This window comes from Agromyces cavernae (genome assembly GCF_021044935.1).
Lineage (GTDB): Bacteria > Actinomycetota > Actinomycetes > Actinomycetales > Microbacteriaceae > Agromyces > Agromyces cavernae.
The window spans coordinates 1,076,609-1,100,343 of sequence record NZ_JAJNMP010000001.1 but is presented as its reverse complement, the minus strand read 5'-3'; the positions used below and the strand labels follow the sequence as shown (position 1 = coordinate 1,100,343).

The following is a 23,735-nucleotide window of genomic DNA, read 5'->3' as shown; positions in this document are numbered from 1 at the left end:
CACCCCGATGCCGCCGAGGGTCGTCGCGGACCCCGCCCGTCCGACGTCGGGCCCGCGCGACGAATCGGTAGGGTCGATGCGACGCCCCGATTCCGAAAGGCCGACCGTGAAGCCGACCGACGCCGTCCTCAGCACGATGCCCGAGCAGTTCCGCCTCACCCGCTCGACGGCTCGCACCGCGATCTTCGCGACGCTCGCCGCGGCAGCGCTCATCGGCCTCGTGCTCGCCGTCGTCGAGTTCGATGCGATCGTGGTCGACTCCTCCGACATGACCGGGCGACGTGCCGGCATGAGCGGCCTCGTCGCGCCGGGCACGGTCGTGCTCACGGCGTTCTTCGCGTTCCTGTTCGGATGGCTCGCCATCAGCGGCTCGTACACGTGGCAGCTGCTCCCCTCGGGTGCGCCGCTATCGCGTCGCGTGTTCCGCATCGACTGCGACGCTGAGACTGCCGGCCGGTGGCATGCCGCGTTCGCGAGCGGCGACCCGGCGCAGTACCTGCCGATCGGCAGCCACAAGAAGGGCGAGACGTTCGTCGGCATCTTCGTCTCGACCGACGAGCAGGTCGCGTTCGTCACCGTGGCGCACGGCACCGGGGCGTCGACGCGCACGTGGCCGCTCATCACACTGCGCGATCGTGCGTACGTGCAGTTGAAGAGCCTCGCAACCGCCGACTTCGGCAGGCCCGCCCAGCGTGGCGCCGCCGGTTCGATCGACCCCTTCCTGCGGGGCTGACCCGTGGAGGTCGTTCCCACGGGTGAGCCTGCCCGCTCCGAGGTGCCGCTCGACCTTGCGAAGGTGCAGACCGCCGGGAGATGGAACTCGGGATTCATCGTCGTCGGCGTGCTGCTCTTCCTCGTGTCGCTCGTCGGCATCTGGGCGATGGGCGCGACGGGCTTCGGGTCGTGGTTCACGATCACGCTCGTCGCCGTGTTCGCCGTGGCATCCGCGGGCCTCGTGGTGACGAGCGTGCTGCGCCGGCGCATGCTCCTCTTGCTCGTGGGTGACTCGGCATCGGCATGCACGATCACCGAGCGCGGCCTCACCCTCGCCGGTGCACCCGAGATCGAGTGGCACGAGCTCGTCTTCGTCGCGGTGCTCAACGATCGCCCCCGAACGAACCGACTACGCTCGGTGCCGATCTACGGCTGGTTCGGGCGGCTCGCCCTCAAGGCCGGCAATGGGACGGTGCTCTGCGAGCTCGCGGTCCGCGACGGCGAGTCGCTGCGGCGACGCTGCGCCTCACCCGCGGCGGCGAGACGCATCACGCTGTACGGCCGGTGGCCCGACGGCTCCCGCCGTGGCGTGCTGCCGCTGCTGCTCGACGCTGTGCTCTCAGAGCAGTCGACCCAGGATGTCGTGGGGGCCCTGTTCGCCGCAGCGGCCGCACACGACATCCCCGCGATCCTGCACGAGTCGCCGCTCGACAGCCTCAGATGGAAGGCTCCGCAGCTCGACCCGGAGTGGCCCGCCGAGGCGCGCTGACCGCAACGGGCGGCGGCGCGTGCGGCGGCTCACCAGCCGGGAACGCCCTGGCAGGCCTCGCCGAGCGCGTTGAAGCCGATGTTCGGGTCCTTGAAGAGCGCCCACGCACCGGCAGCGTCGCCGGCTCGTGCAGCGGCATCCATTCGATGCAGCGTCGCGACCGCGACCGGATGCCAGTCGAGGTAGGCGGGCTCCGCGATGCCGGCCGTACCGGCGGCGAGCACCGCCCGCACCGCCTCGATGCGCTCGGCGAGCTGCGGCACCGCCGACGGCTTCATGGTCGCGAGGATGCCGGTCTCGACGAGGTCGAGCACGGGTTGGCGCAGCTCGTCGCAGCGCGAGGCGAGGGCGTCGCTCGTCATTCGGGTTGCCCGGCCGCGCCGTCGATCACGAACTTCTCGGGCGGCGTGCGCACGCCGTCGAGGAACGCACCGAGACCTGCCTCGAAGTTGACGGCGGAACCGACGAAGAGCACCGACTCGTCGGGCGCGACGTAGATCTTGCCCCCGCCGCGGATCGCGTGCACGATGCACACGCCTGCATCGTCTGCGAGCTCGACGACGTTCAGCCGGGTGTCGGGGGTGAGCTTCGCGAAGTACGCGGTTCCGACCTCGGTGAGTCGTTGGATGTCGATCGCGGCCATCGGAGGGCGCCCCTTTCGAGAGTCTCGGTACCCGCGGAATCCTATCGGGTCGCACCGTTCCGGGCGCCGGGGAGCACTCCCCATGCGGCCCGGCGACATGGGCAGCGCTGCCCATGCCCGCGCCGGTCGCCGCCCACCGCGAACGGATACGCTGGACGGCATGTTCGACGAACTCCGGCAGCAGCTCGACGCGCGCGGCATCCTCCGCGCCGCGGTGATCCTCCCCGGTGACGACGTGCAACCGGTCGAGGGTGCACTCGAGATCCGCGCGCTCGACGGCGGCTTCGAGCTCGCGACGCTCGACTACGGGCGCGCGGCGCCCCTCGCCCGCGACGACACCGAGGCCGGCATCGCCCGCCTGCTGCTCGAGTACGTCGATCGACCGCTGCCCGCCCCCCGTGCGATGCCCCTCGCGGAGTTCGAACAGCTCGCGGCGGCGGCGGCCGGGCACTACGCCGAGCTCCGAGAGCGTCTCGCCGGCGGGACCCTGCTCATCACACTGCCCCCGCAACTCGCGCTCGACCGCATCGGCGCGCTCGACGGCGTGCTGCTCTTCCCGGCCGGCACGTCGGTCGAAGCGCGCGCGCTGCCGCCCACCGCCCTCGTCGACGGGGCCGAACTCTATCGGTTCGTCACGTCGGGCGACGTGCTCGTGCGCGCCGATCTCGTGCAGCCGTGGTTCGGTCAGCCCGGTGGTGCGCTGCGATTCGCCCTCGCCGAGGACTTCCGCGGCATCCGCGACCTCGTGGTCGCCGGCGCGCTCGAGCGCATCGAACTCGCGTAGCAGTTGTCACGCGGTCGGGAACATCGAGCCCCCGTCGGCATCGAGCAACGCGTCGATGAGCGTGCGCTCGGACGCATCGGCGTACCGGGCGAACTGCACTGCGTCGCGTTCGCCCGCGGAGCCGGCACGAAATCGAGCCGAGACCGCGTCGCCCTGCTCAGACCAGGCGAGCTCGGCATCGTCGCGGAGCACGAATCCATCGGGTAGGGCTGTGCGATCGAACGGCAGCGCAACGCGTCGCATCCCCAGCGTCGCCCGCACCGTCACGCCGATCGAGCGCAGGAGGTATCGGCGCACTGCCGCGAGCGACGTGCTCGACATCAGCAACCGGGGAGCGGCGCCTCCCTGCTGCAACGTCAGCTCGAATCGACCATCGCGCTCTCGCAGCTCGTAGAGCTGCTCCAGGTCACCGATCCGCAGCATCGCGTCGTTCGCGGGGAAGAGGGTCATCCGGCCTTTCGCCGCGAACTCGACGAGCGCGGCATCGGCGCCGGGGTCGTGTGCGCCCTGGTCGATGCTCACAGCGGGCCGCGGACCGCGACGGTGTTGCCCTCGAGCTCGATGATCGCGTCGATCCTCGACTCGCTCACGATTGCACCGTAGCCCTCGGGCAGCGCCAGCGCGCGCGCGATGTGCTTGTTGATGCCGAGGGTCTGGTAGGCGGGCCAGCGCACGAACTCCGCGGGATCACGCTGCTGGTCGGGCTGCGGGAAGACGTCGACGTACCAGCCGGAGTCGTCGGGTGCGTCTCGGCGCGACGTGCGGCTCATGACGAGTCGCTCGGCACCCTCGATGCCTCGGTAGCAGAGCACCGAGTCGGAGAAGTGAATGGGTCGAGCCGCCGCATCGGGCACCGCGCGGGCCACCGTGACCTGCCCGTTCAGCACCCAGAGGGCGAGGGTGAGGTCGGTGACCCAGCCGACGTGCTCGGGCGTCTTCGTGGCGAAGTCGGGGGCCGCGACGTCGAACCGCCCCTCGCCCCGTTCGACGAGCATGAACGGAGCCCACCCCGCCTGGATGCTGAACCCGTCGACGAGCTCGGCGGAGTGCGACTCGAACAGGTCGAGCACCGCGGCGGCCTGGGTCACGAGGGAGTCGGCGGCGTTGACCGCGACGAGAGCAGCGCCGATCTGCCTCGAGAACTCGCTCAGCTGAAGGGTCACGTGGGGTTCCGTTCCGGTCGAAGGTCTCTCTCGATGATGTCAGAGTCGCTCTCGCGTCAGCCGCGCAGCAGCTCGTCGATGTGCGCCTGCACGGCCGCCTCAGCCTGCTCGCCGATGCGAGACCAGGCAGCCGCGACGTGCGCCGGAACCGGGGCTCGACCCTGGTGGCCGCCGGCCGCGAACCACTCGGCGAACGTGCGTCCACCCTTCGAGGAGTTCGATCCCCCCTCGAGGCCGACGAAGTTGTCGGCGAGGTTCACGACCTCGAGCATCTGCGGCCACGTGAGATCGCGGAAGCCCGGCATGTCGACGATCTGCACGAGCGGGTGGATGTGATCGGCCTGCAACGACGTCGCGCTCACGTTCGTGTAGATCGGGTCGTGCCCGGGCGAAGCCTGGTTGACCATGACACGAAGCTCGGGCGTCGGGGTGAGGTCGCGAAGTTCACGGGCGAGTTCGGGGCCGTTCAGCCCGTCGGTCTCGGGCGAGTTCGGTGTCGAGAGGCTTCCGGCTGGGGTCAAGCCCTCACCGGTCGCCTCGATCCGCGACTCGCGTTCGATCTCGGCACGGACGTCGTCGGGGATCGGTGCGTCCGAGTCGATCCCACGGCTCGCGAGCTCCGCATCGAGCTCGGCCAGCATCGCATCGATGCTCTGGGCCGACCCGCGCGTCCGATGACCGCGATCCGCCTGCGGCTCGATCGGCTCCGACGGCTCGGCGTGCCCCTCGGGTGCTGCGGCACGGGATGGCGCGTCGGCTTCGGGCTGGCGCAGGATGCCTCGGTCGAGGAGTTCGTCGACCGACATGGGGTTGCCGTCGGCGTCGAGGATGCGGACCTGCAGTCCGCCGCCGTCGCGACCGAACGCCGGTGCGATCTCGGAGACCTCGATGCGCGTGCCGGCCGGCATGGCGCTGCCGAGGTCGTAGGTGAAGTAGGGACTGCTGAGATTGCTCGGCGGCAGCGCCCGGTGCTCGAACGGGGTGCCGGGGAACGAGAGGAAGTCCCCGGCAGGGCCGCCCATGCGGTCGAGTTGATCGCCGTAGTTCGCGATGAACGCGTCGAGGTCGTGGAACTCCACGAACGAGCCGGGCGTGCCGCCGTCGTTGCCGGGATAGATCGGCCGACCATCGGCGTTCGTGTAGCGGGACTCCCATTCCTCGCGCGTGAACGGCGAACCGTCGGGGCCTCGGCCGTAGGGCGCGTCGGGGTCGGAGATCAGGTGCGCGATGTCGGTCGGAATCGTGCCCGGGTGAGCGTAGGGGTCGGCCAGGTGGCCGCTCTCCCCCGGCGCCCGCACGTCGCCGTAGTTCGGGTCGATCGGGTTCTCGGGGGTCCGATCGGGCACCCGCTCCCAGCCGGGGCCGCTCTCGGCGCCCGACAGAACCGGGTCGCCGGCGCCCTCGAGGGGCGGCTCCGCGTCGGGGCTCGTGCTGCGGTCGCCGGACATCGCAGGCTGGGGGGTCGCCGGGGTGCTCGTCTTGGGCGTTGAAGCGTCGGGCACCGAGGCATCGGGGGTCGAGGCATCGGGCGTCGACGCGTCGGGCGTCGACGCCGTCGACGTCGTCGGCGCTGCGGGTGCGACGTGCTCGGGCGGGATCGATGCGTCCCAGGTCGTCGCGTCAGGCTCATTCGGGGGCCATGGGCTCATCGTGCCGGGCTGGGCGTCGACGACCCACACGTTCGTGCCGTCGAAGTAGGCGTTGAACCAGTGGCCGTCGCCGTGTGAACGGTCGATGCCCACCACGCAGTGGGAGCCCGGGCCGAGCGCCCGCAGTGACGCCTCGATCTGGTCGGGCGTCATCGGCGTCTGCGGGTTGCCCGTGCGCGCCTCCATTTCGTCGATGTCGAGCGTTCCGGTGGGCGCCTCGGCGCTCGGCGACCCGTTGAAGAAGTCGTTCATGTTCGCCGAGGTGTTGCCGCAGTTCGTGGCGTACCCGTTCGACGGATCACTCGGGTCGTAGTTGGGGTTGATCTGATTGAGCGCCGCCAGGATCTCCTGCGGCGTGCGCTCGGTGCGGTTGTTCGCCGACGTGTCGGGGGTGCTCGCGGGCGCGTCGTCGTTGCCGTCGGCGGCGGCAGAGGCGTCGTCGGGGGTGCCGGCCTCGGTGGGCGCGTTCGCGTCGGCCGGCGCGTTCGCATCAGCCGGAGCACTCGGATCAGCAGGCACGCTCGCATCGGCCGCGCTCGGCGAGGCGGGCGCGATCGGCGAGGAGGGCGTGCTCGGCATCGACGGCTTCGCACCGAGCGGCCCGGGCTTCGCGAGCAGTGCGGCACCACCGGCGGCGGCCGCAACCGCACTGCCCGCTGCGGCGACCTCGTCGGGCTGGGGGCCCTCGGCAGGGGTCGAGCCGTCACCGGCGTCGGCCGACGACTCGGCATCGAGCGTGCCCGCTGCGGGACCGTTGGCGACGTCGAGTCCGTCGGCCGGCAGTTCGACATCGGCGTCGGGCACGGTCGCGTCGGATTCGGGCTTGGATGAACCGGCACCGGATGCCGCAGGGACGGGCGCGTCGGCGTCGGGACCGTTCGGTGCGTCGGCGGCCGGCGCCTCGGGCGCGGCGGGAGCGTCAGGCGCGGATGCCTCGGGGCTCGCAGCATCGGGAGTGTCCGCGTCAGGCGTGGTCGGCGCATCCGGCGTCCCCGCATCCGGCGTGGCCGGCGCGTCCGGCGTCCCCGCATCCGGCGTCCCCGCCTCCGGCGTGCCCGCCTCCGGCGCGCTCGGCGCATCCGGCGTCCCCGCATCCGGCGCGCTCGGCGCATCCGGCGTGCCCGCCTCCGGCGCGCTCGGCGCATCCGGCGTGCCCGTCTCCGGTGCACTCGGCGCATCCGGCGTGCCCGTCTCCGGTGCACTCGGCGCATCCGGCGTGCCCGCGTCCGGTGCGCTCGGCGCATCCGGCGTGCTCGGAAGGTCGGGCCCGCTGGACCCGTCGGCCGAAGGCAGGTCGATGCCCGATGCGTCACCGCCCGCCGGCGTGCCGGCGTCGCCGGAACCGGGGGTCGGGGCATCCGACGGCACCTCGACCGACGTGCCGCCCCCGCTCTGCGTGCTCGCGCCACCGGTACCCGGGGTCGGCGCGTCGTTCGAGACGTCGACCGTGCCTGCGCCGCCGCCCTGGTTCGACGAGCCGGTGCCGGTGCCGCCGGCCGGGATGCCGCTGAGGTCGGGGGCGTCGACGTTGGAGCCGGACCCGTTGCCACCGGGCCCGGTGGGCGCGTTCGGCGCGCCGACATTCCCGCCGGGTCGACCCGCGAGGGCACCGCCGAGCAGCGCGCCGGCGGCCATCGAGCTCAGCGGGCTGAACGGCGTGCCGTTGAGTCCCGCCTCGGCCGCGCCGCTGACGAGGCCGTCGATCGCGCCGCCGCCGGTCTCGACGCCGATGTGCGTGAGCCGCTGCAACGCGCCGGGGTTCACGTTCGAGGTGAGGCGACCGCCGACGCGCGAGGCGCCGCCGCCCGCGGCGCCGCCGGCGGCCGCCGACAGCGCAGCGTTGAGCACGTTCTGCGGCTGGTAGTTCGGGTCGAGGGCGCCGCGGACCTGGTTGAACGACGCCGTCGTGATCGCGCTCGCGAGTCCCGCCGACAGCGTCTCGCGGATGACCATCGCACCGGCTCGGATCGCGATCCGCGCCATGCGCAGGGCCGCCATGACGAGCACGCGCAGCTTCTTGCAGAGTGCGGCGATCTTCAGCGCCCAGCGCATGACCGTGGTGGCGATCTTCAGCGCCATCGCGGCCGCGCCGGCTCCGAACGTGACGGCGCCGAGGAGCGCGCCGAGGCCGATCTCGATCGCGATCTCGACGGCCATCTGGGCGATGAACCAGCCGATCTCCTCCCACGCCTTGTTGACCGAGTCGATCATGCTGCGCGCGAAGCCGCCCATCGACGAGGCCGATTCCGAGACCTTGCCGAGGGTGGTCGAGAGCGACCGCTGGCACGAGAGCATGCTCTGCTGCTGCGGCAGCGTCATCGCCGACACGTTCGTGAACCCGGCGTCGACCTGTCCCTGGATGCGGGTGATGTCGCCCGAGAGCGTGTTCCACGCCGACTCTGCGCTGCCGAGCTTGCCGGTGTCGGCGTCGGGAAGCATGACGCCGAGCTTGGCGAGCGCGTCTTGGAGGAACTCCCCGAACTCGCCGAGCGGGGTCTCGGGGCCCTTGCCGAGCGCGGTCGGCACGCTCGCCGAAGGCTCGCTGATGGTCGCCGTCGCCTCGGGGAAGCTCGACGACGAGGCCGGCTTGAACGCGCCGACGAGTTGGGCGCCGTCGTAGGCGCGGGCGGAGTTGCCGAGGGCGGCGTCGACGACCTTGAGCGAGTTCGCGATGCCGAGCGCGCCCTTGAGCACGTCGACGGCGTACTGGTCGTACCCGGGCTCGCCGTCTTGGCCCTGCGCGAAGACCTGGGCCGACTCCTCGTCGCCGGCCATGCCGCCGGTCGAGCCGAGCGCGGACTCGCAGGCGCGCACCGCCTGGCTGAGCGAGTTGGCGATGCCGTAGAGGCTGTCGCCGTCGGTCACCAGACGTGCGGGATCAAGCTGAACCGAAGCCACCGTGGTTCCTTCCTTCGTCGAAGCCGTCTAGCCGTTCAACGCCGCGGCGAGCTTCGACCACGCTTCGTCCAACGATTCGATCGTCTCGGTGTACGCCGTGTGCGCACCCGAGACCTGGTCCTGCAGCCCCTCGGCCGCGAGCGTCATCGCCTCGGCCCCGAGCTGCCATTTCTCGAACATGCCGAGGAAGTTCGCCATCGCAGGACCCTGCCATTCGGCGGGAAGCATGTATGCGAAGCCGGCAGCGCCCTGCTTCAGCGCCGTGCAGTAGCTCACGAGCTCGCCGAGCGTGTCGGCGAGCGCCTTGAGTTCGGCGGTGTCGGCCTGCTGTTCAGCCATCGTTGCGCTCGCTTTCGATCAGGGCGGCGGATGCCTCGCCAGGGGCGTCCCCGCGGAACTGGTCGCCCTCGGGGCCGTCGGGGATGAGGAACACGCCCTCGCCGATCGAATCGTCGTCGCCGTCGCCGTCGGTGTCGGCCGGACCCGACTTCGTGCCCTGGCCGGCGCCCGGGCGGCCGATCGCGCCGCCGCCGAACTGCTCGACCTCGTCGTCGCCGGCGTAATCGCGCCCGAAGAACTCGGCCATGTCTTCGGCTCGGTCTTCACCGCGGGCGACGCGCGCTCCGAGCGTGCCCTGCGACGACCGCAGGGCCGCCACGGCGGGGGCGCGACCCGTGAACGAGCGCTGCACCCCGCTCTCGTTCTGGGTGTACGAGCCGTCGGCGGCGATGAGGCCCGCCTGCAGTGCCGCGAGCGACTGGCGCACGAAGCCGGCGGTCGTCATGAACGTCGCCCAGCCCTCGGAGAAGCTGTCGGCGTCTTCGCCCTTCCAGCTCACGTCGACCGTGCGCTTGACCGCGCCGTCGACCGTCGACAGGTTCGTGTCGAACGTCGAGATCACGGTGCCGAGCAGTGCGGCGACCTCGCTGAGCGCCGCGGCGCGTACCCTGAATGCGACCATCTCACCCCTCCGAGAACGTTCGGCCGGCGCGTCTCACGCGCCGACCGAACCCGTCTGAACCGTCAGCCGTTGAACGTGCCGGCGATCGCGTTCTCGCTGTCCTCGTACGACAGCGCGGCCTGGTTGAGCAGGTCGCTGATGCCCTGGAGGGACTCCTTCAGCTGCAGGCCCGCCTGGTCCCACTGCGAGTAGAGCTCGTTGAAGCTCTGCGAGGCGGTGCCCGACCAGTCGCCCGAGATGAGGCCCTCGACGAGCGACTTCAGGTTCGACAGCTGCGACTCGATCGACTGCGAGCCGCTCGAGAGCTGCCCGGCGACGCCGGCGAGGGAGTCTGAAGTGACGCGGATCTCCGCCATGGTTTCCTCCGTGGATCAACGAGAATCTTGGGTGTGCTCAGTACGCTACCAACCGGGCACCGGCGGTCGAATGGGGAGCCCTCCCCATCCCACGGTCAGGCGGCGCGGATGGCGAAGCTGATGTCGCCGACCCAGACCGTGTCACCGGGCACGACCTCGACGCGCGTACCGGCGCTCTCGAGCTGCGCCACGGCACCGTTTCGCTCGACGCCCGATCCGTTGCTCGAACCGGCGTCGCCGACCGTGATGACCCCCTCGGCGAGGTCGAGGAACAGGTGCACGCGCGACACCGACCGGGTGTCGTCGGCGACCTCGATGGCCTGCACCCCCATCGCGAGCGCGGTGTCGGCGGGCTTGCGGCCGATGACGGCGCTGCCGCCGACGATCACGCGCTGGCCCGTGGAGAACGCGAGCTCGATGCGCTCGACCGGCACCGCAGCGGCCTGCGGTTCAGGGCGCGTCGCCGAGGGCGTATCGGATGCCGTTGCGGGGCGCTGCTGCCACGGGAGCGTGCCCGGCAGGGGCACCGGCTCGATGCGCGACGCGGGGTGCGGCGCCGATGGCGCGGGAGCCTCGGCGGCGGCCGGGGCCGCGGGGCGCGCGAACTGCGCCGGCACCGGAGGACGTGCCGGCTCCTGCGGGATGAGCTGGCCGCATTCGAGGCAGTACATGCTGTTCGGCTGAAGGGTTGCGTCGCAGTAGGCGCAGCGCGCAGAAGCCACTGATGTCGTCCCTTCGTCGAGGTGCGCGGGCGGCGCGCACAACGGCACCAAGTCTACGACGGGTCATCCGACGCGTTCATTGGCGGATGTCGGGGACCCGCACCGGCAGCCACCCCGCCGCCGTGGTGAGCACGCCCGCGCCCGCCGACGCCCGGCCGAGCATGAACTTCGGGATCGGCGAGCCGACGACCTGCGTGCCGTTGATGGCGCTCTCGGGTCGCAGCACGAGCGCGCGGCGCGACTTCTTCGCCTCGACGATCGGGCCGCCGAACAGGGTCGACACCGCCTCGGTGTCGGCCGACACGATGAAGGTCGCGCGATGCTTGATGCCCGTGAGGGCGTGCTCGATCGGCGCGTTCTTGTACTGCTCGGCATCGTCGACGACGACCGTGACCCGTTCACCGAGCCCGTCGAGCACGTCGTCGAGATGCGCCGGCGACGTGTCGCCCGCGGCGATGACGGGGATCGAGTGCCCGGCTGCGACATCCGTCAGGATCGACTGGCGCGACGACACGACGAGGATGGGCTCCTTGCGCCACGCGAGCTGGTGCACGACCGCGGCGAGCGCCGACGACCTGCCCGACTTGCGGCTGCCGGCGACGACGAAGCCGCCCTCGGCGGGCCAGTCGAGCGTGAAGCGCGAGAGCTGGTCGCCGCCCACCGCGACGACCGGGCCTTCGGCGGGACCCGACTCGCCGAGCGGCAGTTCGTACGACGCCGTGAGCGCGAGATACGTCGGCAGCGGGTCGACACGGAACGGCCGCGGCAGCTCCGCGAGCTGCGGGAAGCGGTCGAAGTGGTCGCGCACCCGCTCGACGGTGCGGCGCAGCGCGGTGGTCTGCGCCTCTCCGCGGGTGTCGCGCACGAGCACCGCGAGCTGGGCCTCGTTGCCGGCGGATCCGTAGAGCACGCGCCCCGGCGGGAGGTCGAGCGGGATGTCCTTCGCAAGGATTCCCGCGGTGCGGTAGTCGCTGATGTCGCGCATCGGCAGCACGTACTGCTCGTCGATGAACGACGTGATCTTGTCGCCCGAGATGCCCCGGTCGCCCGTGATGAGCACGCGCACGCCGACCGCCGGGCCCTCACGGAGCACGCGCATGAACTGGTCGCGGAACGTGATGAGCTGGTCGGCGTTCATCGTCGAGAGCATGCGCTCCCAGCCGTCCATGGCGACGATCGTGTAGGGCAGCGCCTCGGCGGGAGCCGACTGCGCGCGCTGCTCGCTGATGTGGCCGACGCCCGCCGCCGAGAGGATCGCCTGCCGCCGGCCGAGCTCCTCGAGCAGGCGCTGGATGAGCCGCGGCAGGCGGTCGGCGTCGAGCTGGGTCACGACCGCGCCGCAGTGCGGGGCGTCGACGAACGGCAGCAGCGCGCCGTTGCCGAAGTCGATGACGTAGAGGTGCAGGTCGGCCGGAGAGAACTGCTGCACGACCTGGGCGAGCGAGGTGCGCAGCGCGGTCGTGCGACCCGACATCGAACCGCCGAGGAACAGCAGGTGCGAGCCCTCGGCGACATCCCAGGTGAGGCTGCGCTGGGACTGCTCGCCCGGCACGTCCTCGAGGCCGAGCACGATCGAGGTCTGCGGGATCTGCTGGTCCTCGAACCGGTCGAGGGGCAGCACCGCGGGCAGCGGCAGCAGCCACGGCGACGGGTTCTTCGCGATGCCGAGCTGCTGGGTCGCCGCGGTGATGAGGTTCACGAGGGCGCGCAGGTCGGTGTCGTCGTGGTCGGTGTTGGCGGCGTGCGTCGCGGCCGCGGCCGGGAACTTCGCCGGGAAGCCGAGCGAGGACCACTCGAGCGGCGCCTTGCGCGGCAGCTGCTTGACCGAGCGCGCAACGCCGGGGCGGATGCCCGCGACGCGCGCGGTCTGGAACCCCTGCGGGGCGGCCGACGGCCCGAGGCGGACGTAGCCGCGGCCCGGCGTCGCGGCGCTGATGAGCGCCGCCTCGCCCGATCCGAGCACATCGGCCGAGTCGGCCCGGTCGGTGACGCGCAGCGCCACCCTGAGGTTGATGTTGGACTGCATCTCGGGCGTCACGACGCCCGAGGGGCGCTGGGTCGCGAGCACGAGGTTGACGCCGAGCGAGCGGCCGACGCGGGCGATGCGGACGAGGCCGTCGATGAACTCGGGCAGTTCGGTGCGCAGCTCGGCGAACTCGTCGATGACGATCATGAGGCGGGCGAGTCCGCGCTTCGCCGCGGTCTCCGCGTCCTTCGCCCACGCCCCGTCGACGTCCTTCGCGTTCATGTCGCGCAGCACGCGCTCGCGGCGCTTCAGTTCGGCGTCGAGCGAGGCGAGCGCACGTTCGGTCTCGCGGGCATCGAGGTTGGTCACCATGCCGACCGTGTGCGGCAACCGCTCGCAGTCGGCGAACGCGGACCCGCCCTTGTAGTCGACGAGCACGAAGTTCAACGCGTCGGGGCGGTTCGCCATCGCGAGGCTCACGACGAGCGCCTGCAGGAACTCCGACTTGCCCGAGCCGGTCGTGCCGGCGACGAGCGCGTGCGGGCCGTCGCGCGAGATGTCGAGCGCGAACTCGCCGTCGGCGTTGGCGCCGACGACCACGAAGGTGTTGCGCGGCTGGGTCTGCCAGCGCTTCACGAGGTGCGACGGGTCGTCGAGGTCGATCTTCAGCAGGTCGACCATACGCACGCTCGTCGGCAGCATCGCATCGTCGCCCACGCCGCTGACGTGCCGGATCGAGCAGAGGCTGCGGGCCACCTGCTCGGCGCGCGCGAGCGAGAGCCCGTCGACCAGCACCGTCGGGAAATACTCGGAACCCGTCTCGAACCTGGCGAGCGCCGCGTCGGCCCCGTCGATGACGACGACGCTCTTCGCCTCTTCGGGCAGTCGCGCCCGCTCGGTGTCGAGTGCGATCACGTGGATGTGGTGGGCGGTGCCGTGCTCGAGAATCGGCACCATGCCGGGGAGCATGCGCAGGTCGCGCGCGCCGTCGACGACGATGACGAGATCGCCGGGCGCCTCGGCGCCGCGCTGGCCGGCCACGCGCATGCGCAGCTCGAGTGCGACGGCGGCTTCGCGCAGGCGCTCGCGGCGCGAGTCGTCGGTGTTGCCGAACATCGCCGGCACGCGGCCCGCGGGCTGTGCGTGCGGCAGCCACTGCGCCCAAGCCCACGCCTCGGCATCGGCGTCGTCGCAGAGAATCATGATCTCCGCGTCGCGCGGCGAGCGCAGCGTCGCGAACGAGGCCAGCATCGCCCGGGCGACGCTGCGCGCCGCGTCGGCGGGTCCGGCGATGCCGACGACGCCCTTGCGCAGGTCGGCGGCGACCGGCACCGGCGTGACGCCCACGCGCGGCGTGATCGTGCGGTCCTTGCCGCCGCCCTCGAAGCGCACGTCGAGCGCGACCTCGGTGACGCCCACACGCAGCAGCAGTGCGTCTTCATCGCCGCGGCGTCGCTCCCAGAGGCGCGCCGACGGCGCCGTGGCGATGTCGGCGACGACGACCGGGTCGGGCAGCCGGTACCACGCCGCGATGCGCTGGATGCGGGCGAGCTCGGCGATGCGGCGCCCCGCGGCCTTCACGTCGTCGATCCACTGGCCCTCGGTCTGCAGCCCCTTGCGCTTGGCCATGCGCCGGTTCGCCATGAACGACCCGATTACCATGATCGGGCTCGCGGCCGCCATGAGCAGCATGATCGCGCGGCCGAAGACGATCGCCATCGTCACGCCGAGCACGACGGGGATGATCGCCGACAGCCACGGCATGGGCGACTGGTCGGGGTCGGCGGGCTTGTCGCCGGGCAGCTGCACGACGGGCTGCTCCTGCGCCGGGCGGATGCGCGAGGGTCGGTTGAACCCACGGGCGCCGAGCGCGTCGCGGGTGAGGTCGGCGTCGGGCATGGGGGCGACGCCGATGCGCAGCATGCTGTTGCCGAGCTGCAGGAGGTCGGCCGGCACCACATCGACGGGCGCTTCGACCGCTTCGCCGTTCACCCAGATCGGGAGCCCGGGAGCCGCCGGCGTGACCGTCGCGGTGAGCGGGGCGGTGCGCCCGTTCTCGCCGACGGCGGTCGGGCTCACGGCGAGGGTCGCATGCAGCGGCGCGAGCGACGGGTCCGCGATCGCGATCGTCGCGTTCGACGCCGAACCGATGGCGAGGGTCGCGCCGCGGGTGATCGGCACCGACTCCCCCGCGAACGGTCCACCCACGATTTCGAGGCGCAGGGTGCCGGGCGCGACCTGGTCGGTGCGCTGCCGGTCGGCGGGCAGGCGCGCGCCCGACAGCACGGTGGACTCGCCGAGCGGTGCATCGCCGGGTGCCGTCGGGTCGAGCAGCGTCGAGGGGACGCCCAGCGACTCGGCGGCCTCGCCGACCGTCGTGGCCTCGTCGACCTCGAGCAGCCACGAGCCGCTCGCGCTCCGGGCCGGATCGTCGACCGTGATGCGTACCGTCATGCGTTGCGTCCTCCTTCAGCGCTCAGCGCGCGCCGACCCGATCGAGTGTGCCGATGAGCGGGGCGAACACGCCGCCGCGGGATGTCTGTTCGCGTTCGACGGGAACGCGCGGCACCACCCGCGTCGCGACGCCGTCGTCACTGCCGGAACCCAGCACCGGCACCGGGCCCGTCTGCGGCAGGTCGGATGCCTCGCCGACGACGGTGACCGAACCGCTCGCCTGCTCGCCGTCGGCCGAGACGACGCGGAAGCTGAACTGGTCGACCGCGACATCGTTCGCCGACGTGTAGCGCGCGGTACCGTCGGCGGCGCACGTCACGCTGCCGTGGATCGCCGCGCCGCACCCGGCGAGGTGCGCTTCGGCCCCGTCGGAGGCGAAGGCGAGCGCCGCGAGGTCGACGGTGGCCGATCCGTCGGCGTCGCGCGGCGTGAAGACGCTCTGCGCGATGAGCGCCTCGGGGCCCGGCCGGTAGACGGGCACGACGACCTTCGCGTCGGTCGACCACGTGCCGAAGTCGTCGGCGAAGCGGGCCACGAGCTCGGCATCACCCGTGAAGTCGCGCGCCGGGCGGAACACGAGATGCGTGGGTGTCGCGGCGAGCGATCCCGCCTCGGCGGGGAGCACGGCGACCCCGGCGAGCGCGCCGCCCTCGGCGCAGACGATGCACTCGACCCCGAGGTCGCTGATCGGCACGAGCAGCACCGATCCGGCCGCGACCGGACCGGGTGCGCGTCGTGAGGCGAGCGTCGGCGCCTCGGGAGCGGCGAGCGTCACCCGGTACTCGAAGACCATCGACGTGCGGCCGTTGCTCATCGACACCGGCAGGGTGACCGGCACGGCCTCGGGATCGTATTCGGTCGCCGACAGCATGATGCGGCCCTCGTCGCACGCGATGACCAGATCGGATGCCGCTGCCGGCCCCGCGCAGTCGCTGATGCGCCACCCCTGGGCGGGCTCGATCGTCGCGGTGCCGAGATAGGGCACGGCGACCGAGGTGGGCGATGAGCTCGACGGGGTCGTGGCCTCTTCGGCGCTCGCCGACGCCGGGACGACGAAGGCTGCGAATGACAGGGCGAGAACGCCGGCGGAGGTCGTCACGGCACGAACGACCGAGCCGATCACCCCCGCCATCGTGCTCCCGTCGTCCCGTCTCGGGCGTCCGAGCACCCGATATAGCATGGTACGCGGTCGCCAGCGGCCGATCAGCCCCGCCATCTGCGCGGTCGACGAAGGGGAGCGATGTCCGACGAACTGCGGCCGCCGGTCGCCGCGCGCGCCATGGTCGGCACCGCTCCCGGGCAGCCGCGGCTCGACACAGCGGGCGTCGTGAGACCGCTCGGCACGACCCCGTCGGTGCTGCCCGAGCTCGCCGAGGCACCACAGGCCGAGCGCAAGTGGTGGCGCCACCCCGCGTTCATCGTGTCGATCGGGCTCACCGTGCTCGCACTGCTCGGGCTGGCTGCATGGCTCATCGTCGCGGCACTCACCGACGACTCGGTGCGGGTCACCGGGCTCGAGATCTCCGACGACGGCGGCAACGTGCACCTGACGTGGAGCGACCCCCACGGCGACGTCGCACTCTATGCGGTGCACGGCGACGGCGAAGTCGTCGACCTCACCCAATGGGTGCACGGCGACGAGGCCTGGATCCCCGCCGCGACCGCGCTGTACGAGAGCGACACGTGCTTCGTCGTCCGCCCCGCGTCGACGACCGACGACGTCTCCCTCGACGCCGCGACGCTCGGCTCCCAGCGCGGCCAGGGCGCCTGCGTCGCCGACCTCGGCGCGTGACCGGTCGAACCGTGTCCCGCACGCGACGACTGCTCCCGGTCGCCGGCATCGCCGCCGTGCTGTTGCTCACCGGGTGCGCGAGCGCGTCGACCCAGGTCATCGCGACCCCGTCGGTCGGCGCGGGGCAGACCGACGGCCCGATCGCGGGCAACGGGCTCTGGCTGCTCGGCGGTACCGCGGCGGCCGACGAGATCGTCGACGCCGTGCGTGCCGCCGGCACGGTGCAGTATTCGGGCACGTTCACCGAACTCACCGCTGGCGCCCCCGAAGCCGAACCGATGCCCGGCCGAGTGCTGACCGTCGAATTCGAAGGAGGACGGGCCGGGTCATCCGCCGTCGTGACCGCCGGCGACCAGCGGGCGCAGGTCGCCATGGTCGACGGGCGCACCTACACGACCGGCAACGACGCCTACGCGGCCGCGACCGGCCTCGCCGACACCGCACGCGGCTGGGTGTGCTCAATCGGCACCACGGCAGTGCGCGACGAATGGGCGCCGCTGCTCGAACCCGGCGCGCTCATCGCGGCGTTGCTCGGCACCGGCGAGTCGGTCGCGGTCGTGCCCCCGGCCGATGCCGACACGGTCGTCGAGGTGATCATCGGCTCGGCCGAGGCGCCCGTCGGCATCCTCACGGTCGCGCGCGATGGAGCACCGCTGCCCGTCGCGTTCACAGCCGGAGACACGAGCGGCGACGGGACGTTCAGCTTCTCGGCGTGGGGTGAACCCGTCGACGTCGCGGCGCCCGCCGACCCGGTCGTCGCCTGCGAAGGCTGACGGCCGGGACCCTCCGCGATACCGCTAGCCCTGCGGTTGCGGACCGGCCGCGATCTGGCGGTCGTACTCCTCGAGCGCGAGCCGATTTCGCTCGGTGACACCCCGGCCGCGGGCGGCGATCCAGCCGCCGAGCCAGATCGGGATCTCGCGGGCGATCGCCGCCGCCACGATCGCGAAGGGGTCGAGCCAGCGCTGCGACACGAACGCCGACGCCTCGTCGACCGTGAGGTTCCACGCCTGCACCGTGATCAGCGCCCCGCCGATGTACGAGAAGTAGACGAGTGCCGCGACGAGGAGTCCGAACACGGCGTACGACCACCACGGACCGCGGTTGATGATGACGGCGAGCAGCATGAAGCCGACGAAGAACGCGACGATCGGCACCCAGAACACGGCGCGGGCGAGGAACTGCGCGAAGACACCCGACGGATCGGGCCCGGCCAGCAGCACCAGGTAGCCGATGGCCGCGTAGAGCAGCGCGAACAGCACCGTGCCGACGAGGGCCACCAGGATGCCGAACCCTCGGTTGCCCTTCCGCTTGGGCGGGGTCGGCGCCTGCACGTAGATGGTCTGCGGGCCGGGGGTCGGCGCGACGTAGAGCGGCTCGGGCTCGGGTGCGAGCGTCGCCGCCCCCGCGGCGGCACCCGCAGCCGCGGTCGAGGCGGGCACATACGTCTCGCGTCGCACCGATCCAGCGGGCACGGGCTCGGGCGTGGCTCGGGTGTCGTCGATGCCGTCGTCTTCGGATGCCGCCGCGCCCGCGTTCGCGCGCGCGACGGCCTCGTCGAGGCGCGAGGTCGTCGCCTCGGGCTCGGGCTCGGGCTCGGGCTCGGGGGCGATCGGCTCGGGGGCGATCGGCTCAGGGGTCGTCGGCTCGGAGGCTGCGGGCTCCGGGGCCGGTGGCTCGTGGTTGCTCAGGTCATGCTCGGCGGGCTCGGGTGCGGTCGACTCGTGGCCGGTCGGCTCGGACGCGGCCGGCTCGGCCGCGGCCGGCTCGGCCGCGGCCGGCTCGTGGTCCGTCATGGGCTCGTCGGCGAGCGCCACCTCTTCGACCGCCGGCTGCTCGCGTGCCGCCTCGTCGATGGCTGCGTCATCCGCCGCCGTCTCGCCGATCGTCGCGTCGGGAGTCGTCTCGTCGCCCGCCGTCTCGTCGACAGCGGCCTCATCGGGCACGCCCGACGGCTCGTCGGCGCGGTCGGGCTCGGAACCGGGAGTCGTGTTGCTCATGGTCGGGCTCCTTCCGGGCACCCTCGTGCCCGCTGTCGGCCCCACTGTAACGCCGAGACCCGCCGCCGCGCAGGATCCCGCGCCGCACGGTCATCAGCCGAAGATCGCCGCGACGATGTCATGGGTGTAGCCGTCGGGTGCCGCATTCACCCAGCCGGTCGCGATCCAGATGCCGGATCGCAAGAAGTGGGACTCGCCGAACGCCCCGACGTCGCCCTCCTGCTCGAAGACGCATCTCGTGCCCTCGAGCTCCTCGTAGCAGTTGTAGCCGAGGTCGCCCAGGGCGGTGATCGTCTCGCCCTGCTGCACGTCGGTGAGCACCGCGACGTTGGTCGTGATGCCGACATCGCTGCCACCCTCGGGAGTGGCCCAGATGCAGGTGAGCCGGCTGGTGCCCTCGAGCATCGTCTGCAGGCCAACGTCGTCGCTTGCATACCGGACGCCGCTCTCGGGCGCGTCGGTCCATGCCGGGTTCAGCGCGAGCGCGAGCTCGCCCTGCCAGTCGCGGGTATAGATGCCCGTGCAGTCGTCGGGGATCGGAGCCGCGTCGGGAGCCGGCGGGATGACGACCGCGGCCGGCGTCTGCGCGGCCGGCGTGGGCCGATCGACCGAGGTCGGCGACGGCGTCGGCGCGGTTCCCGTCGCCCCGCCGATCAGCATGCCGACGACGAGCGCGACGACGATCGCGAGCAATGCTGCCACGAGCCCAAGCCAGAAGACCGGGCGCTTCGCCAGCGGACGCCGGTCTGAAGACGTGGATGGCTCGGTCATCGCGCCTCCTGCGCTGGGACGATTCGGGGTCGTGTCGGTGAGCCGAGCGTATCGCCGGCTCGCGGCCGTTGTCAGCAACCGCACCGACGCGGATCGCCTCGCGGCGGGACATCCGTCGCAGGCACGACGAAGGGCCCCGGATCGCTCCGGGGCCCTTCGTTCGTAACGCGTCGCGCCTAGCTGTAGTTGCCGGGCGTGAAGTCGTCGCTCGAGAACGCGTCGAAGTCGACGAAGCTGAGGTCGCCCTCGCTGAAGGCCGCGTCGTCGGTGAAGATGCGGTTCGGGTAGCGCTCCGCCTTCGCCTCCTCCGTGGCCTCGACCGCGACGTTCCGGTACTTGCCGAGGCCGGTACCCGCCGGGATGAGCTTGCCGATGATGACGTTCTCCTTGAGGCCGACCAGCGGGTCGGACTTGCCCTCCATGGCGGCCTGCGTGAGCACGCGGGTCGTCTCCTGGAAGGACGCGGCCGACAGCCACGACTCGGTCGCGAGCGAGGCCTTGGTGATACCCATGACCTCCTGGCGGGCCGAGGCGGTCTTCTTGCCCTCGGTGAGCGTCGCGCGGTTGATCTCGTTGTACTTCAGGCGGTCGACGAGCTCGCCGGGCAGCAGGTCGGTGTCGCCGTGGTCGACGACGGTGACCTTGCGCAGCATCTGGCGCACGATGACCTCGATGTGCTTGTCGTGGATCGGCACGCCCTGCGAGCGGTACACGTCCTGCACGCCGTTCACGAGGTGCTTCTGCACTTCGCGGACGCCCTTGACCCGGAGGACCTCCTTCGGGTCGACGGTGCCGACGATGAGCTGCTGCCCGAGCTCGACGTGCTGGCCGTCCTCCACGAGCAGCGTCGAACGCTTGAGCACGTTGTACGCGATCGGCTCGTCGCCGTTGTCGGGCGTGAGGATGACCTTGCGCTGCTTGTCGGTCTCGTCGATCGTGATGCGACCCGGAGCCTCGACGATGGGCGACGCACCCTTGGGGGTACGCGCCTCGAAGAGCTCCTGCACGCGGGGAAGACCCTGCGTGATGTCGTCGGCCGAAGCCGAACCACCGGTGTGGAAGGTACGCATCGTGAGCTGCGTGCCGGGCTCGCCGATCGACTGGGCCGCGATGATGCCGACGGCCTCGCCGATGTCGACGAGCTTGCCGGTCGCGAGCGAACGGCCGTAGCACTTCGCGCAGACGCCGACGCCCGACTCGCAGGTGAGCACCGAACGGACCTTGATCGACTCGACGCCGGCGGCGATGAGCTCGTTGATCAGCACGTCGCCGACATCGCTGCCGGCCTCGGCCACGACCTCGCCCTTCGCGTTCACGGCGTCGGCCGCGAGGCTGCGGGCGTAGACCGCGTTCTCGACGTTCGGGTCGCGCACGAGCTCGCCCGACGCGTCGATCGTCGCGATCGGCAGGTCGAGGCCCTTGGTCGTGCCGCAGTCGTCTTCGCGGATGATGACATCCTGCGAGACGTCGACGAGACGACGCGTGAGGTAACCCGAGTCGGCCGTACGGAGGGCCGTGTCGGCCAGACCCTTGCGGGCACCGTGCGTCGCGATGAAGTACTCGGCGACCGAGAGGCCCTCGCGGTAGCTCGAGATGATCGGGCGAGGGATGATCTCACCCTTCGGGTTGTTCACGAGGCCTCGCATGCCGGCGATGTTGCGCACCTGCAGCCAGTTACCACGAGCACCCGACGTGACCATGCGGTTGATGGTGTTGTCGGCCGGGAAGTTGTCGCGCATCGCGACCGCGACCTCGTCGGTGGCCTTCGTCCAGATCTGGATGAGCTCCTGACGACGCTCGAGGTCGGTCGTGAGACCCTTCTCGAACTGCGACTGCACCTTGGCGGCCTGCTTCTCGTACTTCGAGACGATCTCGCCCTTGTTCGGCGGGGTCACGATGTCGGAGAGCGCGACGGTCACGCCCGAGCGGGTCGCCCAGCGGAAGCCGGCGTCCTTGATGCGGTCGAGGGTCGCGGCGACCTCGGTCTTCGGGTAGCGCTCGGCGAGGTCGTTGACGATCTCGGAGATCTGGCCCTTGCCGGCCTGCCGGTTGAAGAACGGGTAGTCGACCGGCAGCGCCTCGTTGAAGAGGGCACGACCGAGGGTCGTCTCGACCAGGAACGGCTTGCCCGGCTCGAAGCCCTCGGGCTCCTCGCCCTCGGCGAAGTGCAGGCCCTCGAGACGGATCTTCACCTTCGCACCCAGGTCGAGCGCGAGCTCGCCCGGACGGTTCTGGTCGAACGCGAGGATCGCCTCGGCGATCGACGAGAACGAGCGGCCCTCGCCGGCGGCGCCGGGCTTCTCGGTCGTCAGGTGGTGCAGGCCGATGATCATGTCCTGCGAGGGCAGGGTCACCGGACGGCCGTCGGACGGCTTCAGGATGTTGTTCGACGCGAGCATCAGGATGCGCGCCTCGGCCTGGGCCTCGACCGACAGCGGCAGGTGCACGGCCATCTGGTCACCGTCGAAGTCGGCGTTGAACGCGGCACACACGAGCGGGTGCAGCTGGATCGCCTTGCCCTCGACGAGCTGCGGCTCGAACGCCTGGATGCCGAGGCGGTGCAGGGTGGGCGCGCGGTTCAGCAGCACGGGACGCTCGCGGATGATCTCCTCGAGCACGTCCCACACCTGCGGGCGCGAACGCTCGACCATGCGCTTGGCGGCCTTGATGTTCTGCGCGTGGCTCAGGTCGATGAGGCGCTTGATCACGAACGGCTTGAAGAGCTCGAGCGCCATCTGCTTGGGCAGACCGCACTGGTGCAGCTTCAGCTGCGGGCCGACGACGATGACCGAACGGCCCGAGTAGTCGACGCGCTTGCCGAGCAGGTTCTGGCGGAATCGACCCTGCTTGCCCTTGAGCATGTCGCTCAGGGACTTGAGGGCGCGGTTGCCGGTACCCGTGACGGGGCGACCGCGGCGGCCGTTGTCGAACAGGGCGTCGACGGCCTCCTGCAGCATGCGCTTCTCGTTGTTGACGATGATCTCGGGGGCACCGAGGTCGAGCAGGCGACGCAGGCGGTTGTTGCGGTTGATCACGCGACGGTAGAGGTCGTTGAGATCGGATGTCGCGAACCGGCCGCCGTCGAGCTGCACCATCGGGCGCAGCTCGGGCGGGATCACCGGCACCACGTCGAGCACCATCGCGGCGGGCGAGTTGCCCGTGGCGAGGAACGAGTTCACGACGCGCAGGCGCTTGATGGCGCGGATCTTCTTCTGGCCCTTGCCCTCGGCGATCTGCAGGTGCAGGTCTTCGGCCTCGGCAGCCAGGTCGAACGAGAGGAGGCGCTTCTTGATGGCCTCGGCGCCCATGTAGGCGTCGAAGTACATGCCGAAGCGGTCCTGCAGCTCGTGGAAGACGGAGTCCTCGGGCTTGAGGTCGCCGACCTTGAGGGTGCGGAAGTCCTCCCACACGCGCTCGAGGTGCGCGATCTGCTCGTCGCCCGACTTGCGGACCTGCGTCATCTCCTTGTCGGCGGCCGCCTCGGCGCGCTTCTTCTGGTCGCTCTTGGCGCCCTCGGCCTCGAGCTGCTCGAGCTCGGCCTCCTTGCGCTTCATGAGCTCGGCGATGCGCGCGTCGCGCTGGTCGCCGATGGTCTTGATCTCGAGGCGGAGCTCGTTCTCGAGGCCGGGCATGTCGGCGTGACGACCCTCGTCGTCGACGTCGATCACCATGTAGGCGGCGAAGTAGATGACCTTCTCGAGGTCCTTCGGCGCCATGTCGAGCAGGTAGCCGAGACGGCTCGGCACGCCCTTGAAGTACCAGATGTGCGTCACCGGGGCGGCGAGCTCGATGTGGCCCATGCGCTCACGGCGCACCGAGGACTTGGTGACCTCGACACCGCATCGCTCGCAGACGATGCCCTTGAAGCGCACGCGCTTGTACTTGCCGCACGCGCACTCCCAGTCGCGGCTCGGGCCGAAGATCTGCTCACCGAACAGACCGTCCTTCTCGGGCTTCAGGGTGCGGTAGTTGATGGTCTCGGGCTTCTTGACCTCACCGTAGGACCACTTGCGGATGTCCTCTGCGGTGGCCAGGCCGATGCGAAGCTCGTCAAAAGTCGTTGCGTCGAGCAATTTCTCTCCTTGGAAAGTTT

General features: G+C 71.3%; 19 protein-coding genes. 5 read left to right on the top strand and 14 right to left on the bottom strand.

Annotated features, from left to right (window positions below):
- Positions 1 to 106 precede the first annotated feature (106 nt).
- Together LQ757_RS05045 and LQ757_RS05040 are read left to right on the top strand one after the other, a co-directional pair.
- On the top strand, positions 107 to 733 hold the full coding sequence (locus LQ757_RS05045; protein WP_231046092.1) for a hypothetical protein: 627 nt from the start codon (positions 107 to 109) through the stop codon (positions 731 to 733).
- Between the two features lie 3 nt (positions 734 to 736).
- Positions 737 to 1,483: a hypothetical protein gene (locus LQ757_RS05040; RefSeq protein WP_231046091.1), complete on the top strand. Its 747-nt coding sequence runs from the start codon at positions 737 to 739 to the stop codon at positions 1,481 to 1,483.
- A gap of 29 nt (positions 1,484 to 1,512) precedes the next feature.
- Here the strand turns inward: LQ757_RS05040 and LQ757_RS05035 are convergent, their stop codons facing one another.
- Together LQ757_RS05035 and LQ757_RS05030 are read right to left on the bottom strand one after the other, a co-directional pair.
- On the bottom strand, positions 1,513 to 1,845 hold the full coding sequence (locus LQ757_RS05035; protein WP_231046090.1) for a hypothetical protein: 333 nt from the start codon (positions 1,843 to 1,845) through the stop codon (positions 1,513 to 1,515).
- Positions 1,842 to 2,126, bottom strand: a complete 285-nt coding sequence (locus tag LQ757_RS05030) for a hypothetical protein (protein ID WP_231046089.1) — start codon at positions 2,124 to 2,126, stop codon at positions 1,842 to 1,844. Before LQ757_RS05030 ends, LQ757_RS05035 begins: the two co-directional genes overlap by 4 nt.
- Before the next feature lie 160 nt (positions 2,127 to 2,286).
- Between LQ757_RS05030 and LQ757_RS05025 the strand changes: the two genes are divergently transcribed.
- Positions 2,287 to 2,910, top strand: a complete 624-nt coding sequence (locus LQ757_RS05025) for a TNT domain-containing protein (RefSeq protein ID WP_231046088.1) — start codon at positions 2,287 to 2,289, stop codon at positions 2,908 to 2,910.
- A 6-nt stretch (positions 2,911 to 2,916) separates the two neighbouring features.
- Here LQ757_RS05025 and LQ757_RS05020 read toward each other — a convergent pair whose 3' ends face one another.
- The 9 genes from LQ757_RS05020 to LQ757_RS04980 form a co-directional block, all read right to left on the bottom strand.
- Complete coding sequence (locus LQ757_RS05020; protein WP_231046087.1) at positions 2,917 to 3,432, bottom strand: Imm61 family immunity protein; 516 nt, start codon at positions 3,430 to 3,432, stop codon at positions 2,917 to 2,919.
- Entirely contained in the window at positions 3,429 to 4,073 is a 645-nt protein-coding gene (locus LQ757_RS05015) for an immunity protein Imm33 domain-containing protein (RefSeq protein WP_231046086.1), read from the bottom strand. The genes LQ757_RS05020 and LQ757_RS05015 overlap by 4 nt, the downstream gene beginning before the upstream one ends.
- A gap of 56 nt (positions 4,074 to 4,129) precedes the next feature.
- Positions 4,130 to 8,620 (bottom strand): glycohydrolase toxin TNT-related protein, encoded by a 4,491-nt coding sequence (locus tag LQ757_RS19365; protein ID WP_231046085.1) that lies wholly within the window; start codon positions 8,618 to 8,620, stop codon positions 4,130 to 4,132.
- Positions 8,621 to 8,647: 27 nt separating this feature from the next.
- Positions 8,648 to 8,959 (bottom strand): WXG100 family type VII secretion target, encoded by a 312-nt coding sequence (locus tag LQ757_RS05005; RefSeq protein ID WP_231046084.1) that lies wholly within the window; start codon positions 8,957 to 8,959, stop codon positions 8,648 to 8,650.
- Positions 8,952 to 9,581 (bottom strand): WXG100 family type VII secretion target, encoded by a 630-nt coding sequence (locus LQ757_RS05000; RefSeq protein ID WP_231046083.1) that lies wholly within the window; start codon positions 9,579 to 9,581, stop codon positions 8,952 to 8,954. The genes LQ757_RS05005 and LQ757_RS05000 overlap by 8 nt, the downstream gene beginning before the upstream one ends.
- Positions 9,582 to 9,643: 62 nt before the next feature.
- The gene (locus LQ757_RS04995) at positions 9,644 to 9,937 is read right to left on the bottom strand and encodes a WXG100 family type VII secretion target (RefSeq protein WP_056010942.1); all 294 of its coding nucleotides are present in this window, start codon (positions 9,935 to 9,937) and stop codon (positions 9,644 to 9,646) included.
- Positions 9,938 to 10,032: 95 nt separating this feature from the next.
- On the bottom strand, positions 10,033 to 10,608 hold the full coding sequence (locus LQ757_RS04990) for an FHA domain-containing protein (protein WP_231046082.1): 576 nt from the start codon (positions 10,606 to 10,608) through the stop codon (positions 10,033 to 10,035).
- 127 nt (positions 10,609 to 10,735) lie between these two features.
- Entirely contained in the window at positions 10,736 to 15,079 is a 4,344-nt protein-coding gene (locus LQ757_RS04985) for a type VII secretion EssC family protein (protein WP_231046081.1), read from the bottom strand.
- A 22-nt stretch (positions 15,080 to 15,101) separates the two neighbouring features.
- Entirely contained in the window at positions 15,102 to 16,211 is a 1,110-nt protein-coding gene (locus tag LQ757_RS04980) for an Ig-like domain-containing protein (protein WP_231046080.1), read from the bottom strand.
- Between the two features lie 108 nt (positions 16,212 to 16,319).
- On the opposite strand from LQ757_RS04980, the gene LQ757_RS04975 reads away from it, so the two are divergent.
- Both LQ757_RS04975 and LQ757_RS04970 read left to right on the top strand, forming a co-directional pair.
- Positions 16,320 to 16,871, top strand: a complete 552-nt coding sequence (locus tag LQ757_RS04975) for a hypothetical protein (RefSeq protein WP_231046079.1) — start codon at positions 16,320 to 16,322, stop codon at positions 16,869 to 16,871.
- Between the two features lie 11 nt (positions 16,872 to 16,882).
- Entirely contained in the window at positions 16,883 to 17,644 is a 762-nt protein-coding gene (locus LQ757_RS04970; protein WP_231046078.1) for a hypothetical protein, read from the top strand.
- Positions 17,645 to 17,668: 24 nt separating this feature from the next.
- Here the strand turns inward: LQ757_RS04970 and LQ757_RS04965 are convergent, their stop codons facing one another.
- The 3 genes from LQ757_RS04965 to rpoC all read right to left on the bottom strand — a co-directional run bounded on the left by LQ757_RS04965 (position 17,669) and on the right by rpoC (position 23,715).
- A complete protein-coding gene (locus tag LQ757_RS04965; RefSeq protein ID WP_231046077.1) occupies positions 17,669 to 18,871 on the bottom strand; it encodes an alkaline shock response membrane anchor protein AmaP in 1,203 nt (400 codons plus the stop codon).
- Between the two features lie 93 nt (positions 18,872 to 18,964).
- Positions 18,965 to 19,642, bottom strand: coding sequence for a hypothetical protein (locus tag LQ757_RS04960; protein ID WP_231046076.1), 678 nt, complete (start codon positions 19,640 to 19,642; stop codon positions 18,965 to 18,967).
- Between the two features lie 176 nt (positions 19,643 to 19,818).
- Positions 19,819 to 23,715, bottom strand: a complete 3,897-nt coding sequence (rpoC, locus tag LQ757_RS04955; protein WP_231046075.1) for a DNA-directed RNA polymerase subunit beta' — start codon at positions 23,713 to 23,715, stop codon at positions 19,819 to 19,821.
- Positions 23,716 to 23,735: the final 20 nt, after the last annotated feature.